Below are 12,553 nucleotides of genomic sequence, written 5' to 3'. Positions count from 1 at the left end.
TCTGTCCTGCACGGTGTCGGCAAGACCTACGCGATGCTCTCGGAGGCCCACCGCCAAGCCGATCGAGGCGTCGACCGCGTCATCGGCGTAGTGGAATCGCACGGGCGGCGCCCCATCCTGCGGCTCGCCGAGGGTTTGGCGACGGTCCCGCACGGACGGTTCCCTATCGCAACGGCGCGCTGCACGAGATGGACCTGGACGCGGTGCCGGCCCGCAATCCGCAGGGTGCTGGTCGATGAACTGGCTCATACCAATGCACCCGGTTCCCGCAACGCCAAGCGGTGGCAGGACGTCGAGGAGCTGCTCGCGGCGGGTATCGATGTGTTGAGCACGGTGACCATTCAGCATCTCGAGTCGCTGGGCGATGTGCTGAAGGCAATGACGCCGACCGCAGAGCGAAGGTCCCTACTGCCGCGCCGATCGAACCACACGAGCGCTCGCCGACGAACCAATCGAAGAATCGGCCTACGAGACCCCGCGTCTGCCGGTCCGGCGGGTGCGCGACTACCTGCTAGCGAGTCTTGGCGCCGGCAACGGCCTCACGGAACTTGCCGAGGAACGCGCGTCCATCCTCGTCGTTGCCGAGTCCCAGGAAGAACCCGGCCGGCGCGTCGTGTGCCATCTGGCCGGACCAATGGGCGACGACGCTGATGCCGGAGTCGAGTGCGGCAGCAATGCCGGGGTTCAGGGAAATCGCTTCCAGCCGCGCCGAACGAACATGAATCCCGCGCTTTTCGCCGACGACAGCGATGACGAGGCAGGCGGGGATGATCATGGCGATGGTCCGGTGCTCGCGGTCGGGGTCACCAGAGCCGGTCACCTTGGCCAGCAGGCCATTTCGATACAGCCGTACGCTACGGGTCTCACACACGGTGGTAGCGGATGTCAACACATCGCCGAGAGAATTCACCTCGGCGTGAGCGGTGATGGCGGCACGAACAGTCGAGTCCAGTCGCTCGACGCTGCTCATGATGCTGGTGCGCGCGTACAGTTGCTTCATTGCCCCTCTTTGCCTGGGTCGGACCGGTCCGGCCATCGGATAATGGCAGACGCGGCCGGTGCCGGTCGGCAATGACGGAAAGATCAAGCGCTTACACCGACTGCGGTGGATCGACTCATCATCTGCGTGCTTCAATTTTGAGCTGCGAAACCAGTGGCAGGACGAAGCAGCCGGAGAGCACACCGTCACCGGTGCCGGCATTCATCAAGGTCGGCGAATTCGGAAGAAACTCACGGCTACGCGGCAGTGCCGCGAACCGCTGCGCCCAGTATTCCCTGCTGCCGGCCCGGTAGGCGTCCTCCGCTCCGGCGACGAACCGGGCGACCCGGTCCATCATACGGCCCGGCGACTCGCAGATCCTGCCCCCCGGCATGCGCCGCAGGTACCGTTCGGCGACCGTCGCCAGGGCCGCCGGTGACAATCCGAGGTCGTCGACGACGCCGGTATCCTCAGGCATGGTGCACTGCTGTCAGGTGCCCGCGTAGACGCCTTCGACGAATTTCGCGATCTCGTCGTCGCTGAGGTGGCGTGCGATATCCGCCTCGCTGATCATGCCGACCAGCCGCTTGTTCTCGATGACCGGGAGGCGCTTGATCCGGCGCTCTTCCAGTTCGTGCAGAACGGCGTGAACATCCGTGTCGGCGTCCACCCACCGTGGCGTCCCTTCACACAGGGAGGCGCAGGTCGTCGTCGCCGGATCACCGCCGATCGCAACGCATTTCACCACGATGTCACGGTCGGTGATGATTCCGCACAGCCGCTCGTTCTCATCGCTGACCGGTAGAACTCCGACGTCGAGTTGGCGCATGAGCCGGGCAGCGTGCTCGACGGTATCGGTCCGTGACACCCACGCGGCGCCCTCGTGCATGATCTGCCTGGCTGTGGTCATCGTTTTCTCCTTTCGAGTATCGGCAGTTCTCCACCCTCCACCGATGCACGGAGGGCCGGAAGAGAACAAAGTCCCGAGGAGCGCACCAGGTGGGATCGACGACAATGCCCGCCGGTGTCACGACACGACGGGCATTGCGATTATTTGGTTATGCCTGTTCGAGGACGGCCCTGCGTCGATCATGCACCACCGAGAATCCGACGCTTCTCGTCTCGTAGTGACTCAGCCCGAATCTACTGACCGAGCCACCGTCTCGAGCAAACACCGAGCATGCCCGGCACCGTCCAGGGTGCCATCGAGAGCACCAGCCGGGAAAGTGCCGAAAGTCCCACGAACCTCTCTTCTCCCGGCGTGCACCCTCCCTCGCAGTCGACCGATCCAGGGCAGCGGAGCGGTCCAGGTGATGCGGGTGCCCCGCGGGGACCGGGACTGTACAAACAACGATGCAACTCCGAATCAAGGAGTGGCACCTGATGTCTGATCCGCGAAGATATTCATTTCAGCAACTCTGAGCGCGCTTGCTCTGGATCGGAACTCGGTCGAACTCGAGTCAGCGCTGCACCGACTCCTCGATCAGGAGGCCATGAGGTTCCTGAGGTAGTGAACATCCGAGACGGTGCATAGGTGTGCAGCCGATTTCGGCTGGAACCTGAGTCGGCGTCAGGTGGGCCCCGCCACCCAGTTGCTGATTCGGTTAGAAGCCGTTCAACCGCCCGTCCCTCACCGCTGCGATTCCCGAGCCCGAACCACAGGATCGGCCGAACATCGCCGATCATGTGACCGAAATAGCCTGCGGGCCAGTCACACCCGATCAACACAACGATCGCACCGCAGTGTGCACACGCCAGCGCAGGGCTGCGGTCCATCGTTTGCCGAACACGCTCCACCAGCGGTTGCGGCATTCCAAGGCCCTTGGCCGATACCGTCGATCGACTCGCCGGCCCGCCACCACCACCTCGACTCATCCCGACGAGCAGCCGACATGGCGTCATCTCGCACCCGAACCCCACGCCGACGCGAATTGTTGTTCGCTATTTAGCTATAGTGCTAAAGTCCAAACATGGCCGAACTCGACCCTGAAGAGGAAGCCGGTGTGTTTCGCGCGCTGGCCGACTCGACGCGCCGACAGATCCTGGAGGATCTACGTTCCGGCGAGTTGACCGCGGGTGAGATCGCCGCGACGTTTCCGATCAGTGGTCCGTCGATCTCCCGGCATCTGGGCGTACTCAAGGCAGCCGGGCTCGTCCGAGAGCGACGAGTCGCCAATCGGATCTTCTACTCGCTCGTCGAGGAACGGCTGGCGTTGTGTGTCGGCAGGTTCCTCAGCGCGATCTGCCCGGAACAGGTCATCGTCAGGCAGCGCAGACTGCGAACCACGAAGAACGGGGGTGCCGGATGAGACCGCCGCGGATGTCCAGCGTCGTCGAGCGACGTCTTCTCGTGAACTACCGAGTCGCCCCTGAGGCAGCCGCGAGTTTGGTGCCGGCGCCGATGCGACCTCACCTGGTCGACGGTTGGGCGGTTGCCGGCATCTGCCTGATCCGCCTGGGACAGTTCCGGCCCAGCCGGCTCCCCGGCCGGGTCGGGCTGCGCAGCGAGAACGCGGCGCATCGCATCGCGGTCGAGTGGGATGGTCCGCAAGGACGCTCCACCGGGGTGTATATCTCGCGTCGCGACAGCGGCTCGGTGATCAATGTCCTTGCCGGTGGCCGACTGTTTCCGGGTGAGCACAGTTCGGCGCGGTTCGATGTGCGGGAGACGGCACAGGATCTGCACGTGGCCTTCGCAAGTCGTGATGAGACGGTCTCCGTCAGCGTGGACGTCCGGACCACCGAGCGGTTCCAGGGAAGCGAACTGTTCGCCGATCTGGCGCAGGCATCGGACTTCTTCCGACGTGGCTCGGCCGGATTCTCGGCCACGCGTGGCGGTCGATGCCTCGATGGGCTCGAACTCCGGACGGACTCGTGGCACGTCGAGCCGGTCGAGGTCCGTTCGGTTCGGTCCACGGTCTTCGACGACCGCGACCGGTTCCCACCGGGCAGCGCGGTGCTCGACTCCGCGTTGCTGATGCGCGGTGTGCCGGTGAGCTGGCGCCCTCTTCCACCGCTGCAGGTCGTTGCCGGCTCCGCGCCCGCAGGAAACAGCGCACGCTAGGAATTGCAGCCCTCCACCAGTAAGCGATAAGTCGATGGCTCAGGACTGTTTGGCAACGGCGTATGCGCAGCCGAGGATGAGGACACAGCCTGCCATCTGGATAAGGGAGGGATGTTCGTGGAGGACTATCGCGCTCAATAACAGCGAGCCCACCGGAGTCAGTAGCAGCAGGGCCGCACCGGAGGCGCTCGACAGTCGCGGAGCGCACAACGCCACCAGCAGCCAGCCGATCACTTGACCGGAAACCGCAGTGGCCAGCAGCCATCCGAGTGCGGGTCGATCGACCGCCAGGACCGCGATCGACATCCGAAACCCGAGCACACCCGCGGCGACCAGAGCCGCTACCCCGACGGCCACCGTGTAGGTCTGCCGAGTCCGCCCCCGCAGACCTGCCCGCCGTAACAGGAACAAGAAACCCGAATAACACACTCCCGCCGCAATCGCGTGCGCAGCGCCGCGCAGCGTGGCAGATCCCGCAGGGTGGTGCTCCAGCACGCCGCCGGCCGCCGCCACGCCGCATATCATCAGCGGGAGTGCGAAAATCATTATTCTGCCCGGCTTTTCGCGGTCGACCAGATACGCGATCATCGGTACGACGATCACTTGCACATTGACCAGAACGGTCGACAGCCCCGCCCCCACTTCGAGGATCGCAGCGCCCCACCACACCATGTCCGCGGCGAAGAACGCGCCGCAGGCCAACGCCACACACCAATCCAGCAGGGTCAACCAGCCGCCGCGCCGGCCCTCCCGCCACGCTACGGCGACCAACACCGGCATGGCCAGAGCGCACCGATAGAAGGTCGACACCTCCGGTCGCGCATGGGACAACGCGATGAAGACCGAAGACGAAGACACAGCCAACGCGCCGGCCGCCATACCGGCCCCGGCCCACGCGGGCCGCCGGGCCGCGGTGTCGAGCGAGCCCGCCTCGATATCGTGTACCGCCCCAGACCGCGGAGTGCGCACTCCCGTCCTCCTTCCCCCCCGGGTTCACCATTGGCCGTTCTTGCTCATCGGCGTTGCTCCGGAGGCTCGGCTCAGACCTTCCCGCAAGCGCTTCCTACGAAACAGCCGAACAACCGATTGGCGAATTCCTCACCGGCCGAATGAATTCCGCGAGGCACAAACCGCCGAATTCGACCATAAGTAGCACACCGGACACGGCAATTTCGTCGGGCACGAAATCGGCACGTCGCCGCGGCACGAACGAACCGATCAATCACAATGCTGCACATGACGGACACGGCCGTAAGCGGGTTGGCGAATCGGCAGGCAGACCGGGTTCACAGTGCATCGCAGCCCCGGGACGGATTTCGGCCCGATATCGAGGGCATGCGAGCGGTCGCCGTCGTGGCGGTCGTGCTGTTTCATGCGGGAATTCCGGGGTTCAGTGGCGGATTTGTCGGCGTGGACGTCTTTTTCGTAATTTCCGGATTTCTGATCACCGGAATACTGTGGCGGGACGTCAGGGCCGGCGGCACCGTCGAGCTGGCCCGATTTTATGGGGCACGCGCTCGCCGGCTGCTGCCCGCGGCGGGCATCGTGGTGGTTGCCACCGCGATCGGAGCGGCGGTGCTGCTGCCGCCGCTGCAGGCGCGCCAGGTCCTCGGCGACGGAATCGCCAGCGCGTTGTATGTCGGGAACAATCGGCTCGCCCTGCGCGGCACCGACTATCTGGCGGCGAACGAACCGCCTTCACCGTTCGAGCACTTCTGGTCACTCGGCGTGGAGGAGCAGTTCTATCTGGTGTGGCCGGTGCTCATCGTCGCCTCGGCGTGGTTCGTGCGGCGCCGCCGCACCGGATCAGCCGCTCCTCTTCCGTACCTGATCGTTCTCGCCGTCGTCGCCGCGCTCTCGTTCACGATCTCACTGTTCTGGACCGGCACTCTGCCGCCGTGGGCGTACTTTTCGCTGCCCGCCCGGGCGTGGGAGCTGGCCACCGGCGGCCTGGTCGCGCTCTCGGTGGCCGTGTGGTCCCGGTTGCCGCGTTCGGTGGCCGCGCCAGCCGGATGGATCGGTCTGGTTCTGGTCGTCGTGGCCTGCACCCACTTCGACAGCAGGACACCGTATCCCGGCAGCGCGGCCCTGATTCCCGTCATGGGCGCTGCTCTGATGATCGTCTCCGGTTGTGCCGGAGCACGTTTCGGGGTCGGCCGGCTGCTGGCCCGCGGCCCGGTCCGGGCGGTCGGGGGCTTGTCCTACACCTGGTACCTGTGGCATTGGCCGGTGTTGCTGCTGGCCCCGCATATGCTGGGCCATCCGCTCGGGCGGGTCGGCGCATTCGGTGCGCTGGTGATGGCCGGCGGGCTCGCCCTGCTCACTCAGTGGACGGTTGAGAATCCGGTCCGCTTCGCGGCGCCGCTGCGGAACTCGGCCGTGCGCAGCCTCGCCTGCGGCGGCGCCTGCACCGCGCTCGCCGTGAGTGCGGCACTCGTCCTGTTCGCACTCGTCCCTGCCCCGGTCGGGCAGGGCGTGGCGGCACCGTCGCTCGTGCTCACCGCGCCGCGGGACTCGGCCGCACCCACCGCCGACCCCCGTGACGAGGCGGTCCGGCAGCTGATGACGCAAGCGCAATCCGCGGTCGCCGCCTCGGCCGAAATCCGTGCTGTCCCATCGAATCTCACCCCTTCACTGGACAACGCGCCCGGCAACAAGGCCGACGTGTTCACCAACGGCTGTGTCCGGTCGTGGCGCGAGGTCGGCCAATCCGAGTGCGCCTCGGGTGATCAGGACTCGCCCACCACGGTGGCCTTGGTGGGCGATTCCCATGCGGCGATGTGGAATCCGGCGCTCGAGCCGATCGCCGAGGCGCGGCATTGGCGGCTGGAAACGATGGCCAAGGTCACCTGCCCGCTGATGGACCTGCCCATCACCAGCCCGTATCTGGACCGCGAGTACACCGAATGCGAGCAATGGCGTGGTCAGGTGCTGAACCGGCTGCGACACGAACATCCGCGGTTGATCGTGGTGGGCATGTCCCGACGCTACGGCGGCGATTTCGGCTTCGTCTCCTACGATCGAGCCTGGGTGGACAGTCTGGCCCGCCTGGTTGCCCAGCTGCACGAGATCGGTTCGGCCGTTCTCGTTCTCGGGCCGATCCCCGATCCCCACTCCACGGTGCCGACGTGCCTGTCCGAACACCTCGACGATGCCACCGCATGCGCACCCGCACGCCCGGCCGGGGTGAACGACGCCGGTGTCGCGGCCGAGCAGGCGGCGGTCACGGCCGGTGGCGGTCGGTACGCCGATCTCACCTCGATGTTCTGCACCACCGGCCGCTGCCCCGTCATCGTCGGCAATACTCTGGTGTTCCGCGACGACAATCACCTCACGGTCAGCTACGCTCAGACGCTCGGACCGGCGATCGGCGCCCTGACCGATCGCGCCCTCGCCCGCGAATGACGAACATCGGCTCATCATTCGCGAGATTCATCGACCGGCGAAGCCCGCATTTCCTGTGCCCCCGGATGCATTGCCACCGAGCGGGTGCCGAGCGTGGCGATCCGTCCCGCGGCGGAACAGCGCCGAAACTTACTGTGAGAAGCCGTCTTTCGTCTCGAACGGCTCAGTCGGAAGCTCGTGCGGCGGTCTGGCCGCCGGTGCGGCCGGGTTCCAGTGACGGGGCCGCGACCGGGCTGTTGATGGGATTGCAGTTCGCGTTAGGGCGTAGCGGTGCTCGAGGGGTTGTCGCGCGTGTCCTGACGAGCGGGGGGCGCCGTCGCCACGAAGAACCGGCGCACCCGCTCGGCTCCTACGGGAGGGTGGTGGCGAACATGAAGTTCCACAGTCGATCTCGCAGGTCCTCGCCGGTTGCGCCGGACGGCCACTGATGCGCCTGGCCGTTCTCCACCCGGTACTGCACGGCGGTCGCGTTCCGGCACGGTCCGTAGGCGGCCGTGGTGCCGTATGTGTCGCTGGACTTCGCCGGCGGGAGGGGGCAGCCGTCGCGAGCTGCCCATTGGTTGACATTGGCCACACCGGCTACCGGATCGGAGATCGGGTCGATCTGTCCCTGGGCGATGACGACAGAGATCGGCCGAGCGGGGTGACAGGGCGACCCGGGACTGGGAATCAGCAGGGTCGGGTTCGGAAGGGTGGGATCGCCGCCCTCCCAGGAGGTTACGTCCGCGAAGACGTCGGAGGCGTCGCACGCCATCCGCTGCGACATGATGCCGCCGTCGGACCAGCCGCTGCTGTATACGCGCGCGGTGTCGACGCACCAGTTCGCCTCGATGTCGGCAACGACCGAGCGCAGGAACTGGACATCGATCGAGCCCTGCTGAAACTCCCAATCGTTGCCGACCAGACCGTTACCGGGATCCAGCGGCAGATTGTTCGCATTGCCCTGCGGGTAGGCGACGATGAAGTGGTGCGCGGCCGCGTACGGAGTCCAGCCCGAGACCTGCTCGAATTCTGCCGCGTTGCTGGCATTTCCATGCTCGGCGAGCAGCAGCGGCACCGACTGTCCGGTCAGGCCGGCAGGAACGTTGAGCCGATAGATCCTGGTACCGATCGTCCGTACCACGGTGCCGGCTGTCGGTGCCAGACTGCACTGCGCCGCAGCGGGGCGAACTCGGCTTTCACCAGGTTGTACCCCATGACCGACGTGCAACGAGGTGAAGATTGCGGCGATGGCGGCCACGGCCGCGACGAGTCGAATTGCTGTAGCGCGCATACTTTCCCATCATCGAGACGGCGACGGACAGCAGCGTACTGCGGTCAGGGTTCCCGGCAGTGGTAAATGGTTGAATCGGTTCCCGACATGTCACTACTTGTCGATTGCCGGGCGTCGAGCCGCAGTCCAGCCGGCATGAAACTGACATTTCGGCGACGGCGCCAAAGACGCCGAACCGTTCCGCCCATGTGCTCGAAATTTGCTGTCAGACTGCCCGTTTCGCCGAGTGCGCCACGAACGACGCGATCGACAGCCTCGGTGGTGTCGGCCGGATCGGCGCCCGGAAGCCCCCACGCGGGATACGTTCGCTTCCTGCGTAAACGGGGGTCCACCACTGAAGGGCGCCAGGGCCGCGGTCACCTCGACCGGCGTATCGCCACCGCCCGCGACTGCGGCACCCCCGCCACTGCCGGACGGTGACGCGGAGGGAAACGCCGATTGAATACTTCGCGCAGCAGGCGATTTCGGCCACATATTCGACTGCTGAAGGTTTGCTATCTCCGGAGGGGTGGGTATCCGAACACCAAGGCCGGCGTCCTGCCCGGCGTCGGCCTGCGCGTAAGCCGAACGCATGACGGGTTACGCGAAGTCGTTGCGGTGCCGCCGGGCCGATCGCCACCCCGGCGGCATCGCACGTTCCGCGAAACAGCGCCTTTCGCCGACGGACAAGTCAGGGCGTCGGCGACAGCATCGGAGACGCGGGCTCGTGAACCGTGACCAGAACGACGACGTCGGCGTAGGGAGCGCTTCCCCGCGCCAGCCGGTGACCGAACTTCGCCAGCGGGATCTGCCATCGGTACTTGGCCTCGATCTCGGCCTGGACGAATGACACCAGCGTCCCGGCGGTCACGACCTGCGCGTGTCCCTGGCGCTGATGAGACCCCAGCGCCGGATGCCCGCGCCAATCACCGGCCTGGACCAGCACCCGGCCGTCGCGCAGCAGATCGTCGGCTTCCGGCGCCTGTGAAGAGGTGCGAAATGCCAACTGGCCGAACCCGATAGGGACAACCAGCCGTGGCACGGTCACCAATTGCTTCGGTCCCGTCACCCGGGTGACGAGCACCGTCTTCGCCTGCTGCCACTCGCGCGCTACCCCGGTCGCGGGAACCCGGTTCCGCGGCGTCGCCCGCGCCACCGGGACGGGGCGGGCGAGCCGAAGGGGTGCGGTGGGGATATCGGTCAGGGTGTCTGTCATCGCATGCGCTCCTCTCCGCGACGAATTCCGTGGTCTGCTACCGCCGCCAAGGCGTGCCGGGGACCGGCGTGGACCAGCCGCGCCGCGACGGGGCCGGCGCGCACAGTGCACGTGGGAGTGCCGAGTCGCCAAGAGAATTCACATCGGGCAGCCGGGCTCGCTCGGTCCCGCACGCGCATCCTCGAGCGGCCGACTCCGATAGTGCCCGCACCTCGCCAGGTCGGCAACGATCCTGATCACAGTGGGCACGTGGCGTCGCACCAGCCGCGGTCGGAGTCAGCGCTTCCCCGATGGGCGCGACCGAACGGCGCCGTCACATGTCGGGCTCGGCCGGCGGCGGACCGCCCTCGCATACCTGATCGTCCGCTGGGGCTCGGCGCCGCAGCCGCAGAGCCAGCTCGACATGACCGTTGTCGAGGAGGAACCCCAGAAACAGCGCGCGAAACGCCGCATGCACCGAATCCGGCGGCAGCGTGCCCGGCACGGCCATTTCGTGCAATGCCAACCCGTGTGCCAAGGCCGTGAACGCCGGTGCGGCCGTGTCGGGTTCGGGGGCGCCGGCCGCGCGAACACCCGCGGCGGCAACCCGCCGCGCGGCATCGAGCGCCCGCGCGGCGGCGTCGCGGAACTCCGGGTGCCGCGCGGCATGCAGATAGGCCTCGAACAACGCCGGCGTCTCCGGTGAGCGCGGGGTCGCGGCCGACGACATCGCGGCGGCGATCTCGTCGGGTGTGCTGTGCGCCTCGGCCAGCGCCTCGGCGAGCGCGACCTGGGCGTCGGCATCGGCATCGGTATAGACCCGCAGCGCTTCCTCGGTCAGCGCGTCGATCGAGTCGAAGAAGTAGCCGACCGTGGTCAGCGGCAATCCGGCCTTTTCGGTGACCGCGCGATGGGTCACCCCGGCCACGCCCACGGCCGCGGTGACCTCGACAGCGGCCGCGAGCAGGGCTTCGCGTCGAGCCTGGGCGCTGGGACGGTGGCGGCGCGCGGTCACGATGCCAACCCTAGGCCATCTCTGTAACTCTTTACAGTTTCCCTCTGGGCAGAGTCTGTAAATTCTTCTAGACTCAGCCGCCATGACGTCGATTCACGCATTTCGCGACGATGTGCTCGCCGAGCACGACGCGGTCGCTCTCGCCGAACTGGTCCGCGACGGCTCGGTGAGTCCGCAGGAACTCGCCGCCGCCGCCATCGAGCGAGCGCAAGCGGTCGACCCGCACCTCGACGCCGTCGCCTGCGCGATCTACGACGCTCCGCGCTACCACTCGGACTCCGGTACCGCCCTCTACGGCGTGCCGACGTTCATCAAGGACAACACCGACGTCGCGGGGCTGCCGACCACCCACGGCAGCGAGGCGTTCCGGGCGCGGCCGGCCGCGAAGAACGGCGCCTACGCCGACCAGTACCTCGGCACCGGACTGACGCTGCTCGGCAAATCGCGACTGCCCGAGTTCGGCTTCAACGCCACCACCGAATTCATGACCGAACCTCCGACCCGCAACCCGTGGGATCCGGACCGCTCGATCGGCGCCTCGTCGGGCGGTTCGGCCGCACTCGTCGCCGCGGGGGTGGTCCCGATAGCCCACGCCAACGACGGCGGCGGCTCGATTCGCATCCCCGCCGCATGCGGTGGACTCGTCGGGCTCAAGCCGAGCCGCGGCCGTCATATCGACGGTGAACAGGCGCGGCACGTGCCGATCCCGATGATCTCCGAGGGCGTACTCACTCGCACGGTGCGCGACACCGCGGCGTTCGTCGCCGCGGCCGAGAACGTCTGGCGCAACCCGAAACTCGCCCCCATCGGCGAGGTCCGCGGCCCGGCGCAACGACGGCTGCGGGTCGGGCTGCTCATGCACAGCGTCACCGGCGCCGAGGTCGACGAACCCACCCGTGCCGCGGTCGAGCACACCGCCACACTGCTGGAGAAGGCCGGACACGTCGTCGAACCGATCGCCCTCCCGGTCACCGAGCAGTTCGCCGTCGATTTCGTCCAATACTGGGCGCTGCTGGCCGATCTCGCCGTGACTACGGGCAAGCTCATCCTGGACCGGTCGTTCGACGCGGCCGCCACCGACGGACTCACGCGCGGACTGCGCGCCCACCACCGCCGCAACCTGCACCGCACACCGGCGGCGCTGCGCCGACTGCGACGCATCCCGGCCGCCTACGCGCGCATGTTCGCCCGGCTGGAAGTTGTTGTGTCGCCGGTACTCTCGCACACCACACCGCCGCTGGGCCACATCGCGCCGACCGTCCCCTTCCCGGAGCTGATCGACCGCCTCACCCGCTACGTCAGCTACACGCCGCTGAACAACATCGCCGGCACCCCGGCAATCTCCCTGCCGATGGGCCGCACCCCGGAAGGCCTTCCGGTCGGCGTGCAACTGTCGGCCGCATACGGCGACGAACGCACCCTGCTCGAACTGGCCTACCTCCTGGAAGCCGAACACTCCTTCCCTCGCATCACCCGCCCATAGAAGTTCGGCCACAGCCTTCTCGGCCATGGACGAGACCGGATGTTCACCGGTCGATCGCAGAAGTCTCACGGTCGTGGCGGTAGCGGCCGGGGGTGTGCCGAATTGCTTCTTATCCGCCCCGGCGTTGGTGCCGGCTCGGCAGTGAGCCGGCTGCCCCCCC

At 67.1% G+C, this 12,553-nt stretch carries 11 protein-coding genes and 1 pseudogene; 5 read left to right on the top strand and 7 right to left on the bottom strand.

Annotation, left to right across the window (positions count from 1 at the left end; all coding sequences use genetic code 11):
* Positions 1-33: 33 nt before the first annotated feature.
* A pseudogene (locus tag NA3_RS39485) lies at positions 34-339 on the top strand (histidine kinase); the annotation flags it as partial.
* Between the two features lie 172 nt (positions 340-511).
* On the opposite strand, the gene NA3_RS38685 reads toward NA3_RS39485, so the two are convergent.
* From NA3_RS38685 to NA3_RS19105, 3 genes are all read right to left on the bottom strand, one after another.
* Complete coding sequence (locus NA3_RS38685) at positions 512-1,000, bottom strand: hypothetical protein (RefSeq protein ID WP_062965013.1); 489 nt, start codon at positions 998-1,000, stop codon at positions 512-514.
* Between the two features lie 118 nt (positions 1,001-1,118).
* On the bottom strand, positions 1,119-1,457 hold the full coding sequence (locus NA3_RS19110; RefSeq protein WP_062965012.1) for a ribonucleotide reductase N-terminal alpha domain-containing protein: 339 nt from the start codon (positions 1,455-1,457) through the stop codon (positions 1,119-1,121).
* Between the two features lie 12 nt (positions 1,458-1,469).
* Complete coding sequence (locus tag NA3_RS19105) at positions 1,470-1,889, bottom strand: CBS domain-containing protein (RefSeq protein WP_062965011.1); 420 nt, start codon at positions 1,887-1,889, stop codon at positions 1,470-1,472.
* Between the two features lie 1,060 nt (positions 1,890-2,949).
* On the opposite strand from NA3_RS19105, the gene NA3_RS19100 reads away from it, so the two are divergent.
* A complete protein-coding gene (locus NA3_RS19100; RefSeq protein WP_062965010.1) occupies positions 2,950-3,288 on the top strand; it encodes a metalloregulator ArsR/SmtB family transcription factor in 339 nt (112 codons plus the stop codon).
* The gene (locus NA3_RS19095) at positions 3,285-4,043 is read left to right on the top strand and encodes a DUF2071 domain-containing protein (RefSeq protein ID WP_062965009.1); all 759 of its coding nucleotides are present in this window, start codon (positions 3,285-3,287) and stop codon (positions 4,041-4,043) included. The genes NA3_RS19100 and NA3_RS19095 overlap by 4 nt, the downstream gene beginning before the upstream one ends.
* 39 nt (positions 4,044-4,082) lie before the next feature.
* On the opposite strand, the gene NA3_RS19090 is transcribed toward NA3_RS19095, so the two are convergent.
* Positions 4,083-5,012 (bottom strand): DMT family transporter, encoded by a 930-nt coding sequence (locus NA3_RS19090; protein WP_084491681.1) that lies wholly within the window; start codon positions 5,010-5,012, stop codon positions 4,083-4,085.
* A 366-nt stretch (positions 5,013-5,378) separates the two neighbouring features.
* Between NA3_RS19090 and NA3_RS19085 the strand changes: the two genes are divergently transcribed.
* Positions 5,379-7,448 carry an acyltransferase family protein gene (locus NA3_RS19085; protein WP_227995262.1) on the top strand — a complete coding sequence of 690 codons (2,070 nt, stop codon included), beginning with the start codon at positions 5,379-5,381 and terminating at the stop codon, positions 7,446-7,448.
* 349 nt (positions 7,449-7,797) lie between these two features.
* On the opposite strand, the gene NA3_RS19080 is transcribed toward NA3_RS19085, so the two are convergent.
* From NA3_RS19080 to NA3_RS19070, 3 genes are all read right to left on the bottom strand, one after another.
* A complete protein-coding gene (locus NA3_RS19080) occupies positions 7,798-8,571 on the bottom strand; it encodes a CE1 family esterase (RefSeq protein ID WP_062965008.1) in 774 nt (257 codons plus the stop codon).
* 820 nt (positions 8,572-9,391) lie between these two features.
* Positions 9,392-9,916 carry a hypothetical protein gene (locus NA3_RS19075; RefSeq protein WP_062965007.1) on the bottom strand — a complete coding sequence of 175 codons (525 nt, stop codon included), beginning with the start codon at positions 9,914-9,916 and terminating at the stop codon, positions 9,392-9,394.
* Positions 9,917-10,229: 313 nt separating this feature from the next.
* Positions 10,230-10,910, bottom strand: coding sequence for a TetR/AcrR family transcriptional regulator (locus NA3_RS19070; RefSeq protein WP_062965006.1), 681 nt, complete (start codon positions 10,908-10,910; stop codon positions 10,230-10,232).
* Between the two features lie 82 nt (positions 10,911-10,992).
* Between NA3_RS19070 and NA3_RS19065 the strand changes: the two genes are divergently transcribed.
* Positions 10,993-12,393 (top strand): amidase, encoded by a 1,401-nt coding sequence (locus NA3_RS19065; RefSeq protein WP_062965005.1) that lies wholly within the window; start codon positions 10,993-10,995, stop codon positions 12,391-12,393.
* Positions 12,394-12,553 lie beyond the last annotated feature (160 nt).

The sequence above is a fragment of the Nocardia africana NBRC 100379 genome (assembly GCF_001612635.1).
Classification (GTDB): domain Bacteria; phylum Actinomycetota; class Actinomycetes; order Mycobacteriales; family Mycobacteriaceae; genus Nocardia; species Nocardia africana.
This window is presented reverse-complemented; position numbering and strand designations above follow the sequence as displayed.

Excerpts from the sequence above, each read along its gene's own strand:
- NA3_RS38685 (WP_062965013.1), bottom strand. The coding sequence starts at position 1,000 with ATGAAGCAACTGTACGCGCGCACCAGCATCATGAGCAGCGTCGAGCGA.
- NA3_RS19110 (WP_062965012.1), bottom strand. The coding sequence starts at position 1,457 with ATGCCTGAGGATACCGGCGTCGTCGACGACCTCGGATTGTCACCGGCG.
- NA3_RS19105 (WP_062965011.1), bottom strand. The coding sequence starts at position 1,889 with ATGACCACAGCCAGGCAGATCATGCACGAGGGCGCCGCGTGGGTGTCA.
- NA3_RS19100 (WP_062965010.1), top strand. The coding sequence starts at position 2,950 with ATGGCCGAACTCGACCCTGAAGAGGAAGCCGGTGTGTTTCGCGCGCTG.
- NA3_RS19095 (WP_062965009.1), top strand. The coding sequence starts at position 3,285 with ATGAGACCGCCGCGGATGTCCAGCGTCGTCGAGCGACGTCTTCTCGTG.
- NA3_RS19085 (WP_227995262.1), top strand. The coding sequence starts at position 5,379 with ATGCGAGCGGTCGCCGTCGTGGCGGTCGTGCTGTTTCATGCGGGAATT.
- NA3_RS19075 (WP_062965007.1), bottom strand. The coding sequence starts at position 9,916 with ATGACAGACACCCTGACCGATATCCCCACCGCACCCCTTCGGCTCGCC.
- NA3_RS19065 (WP_062965005.1), top strand. The coding sequence starts at position 10,993 with ATGACGTCGATTCACGCATTTCGCGACGATGTGCTCGCCGAGCACGAC.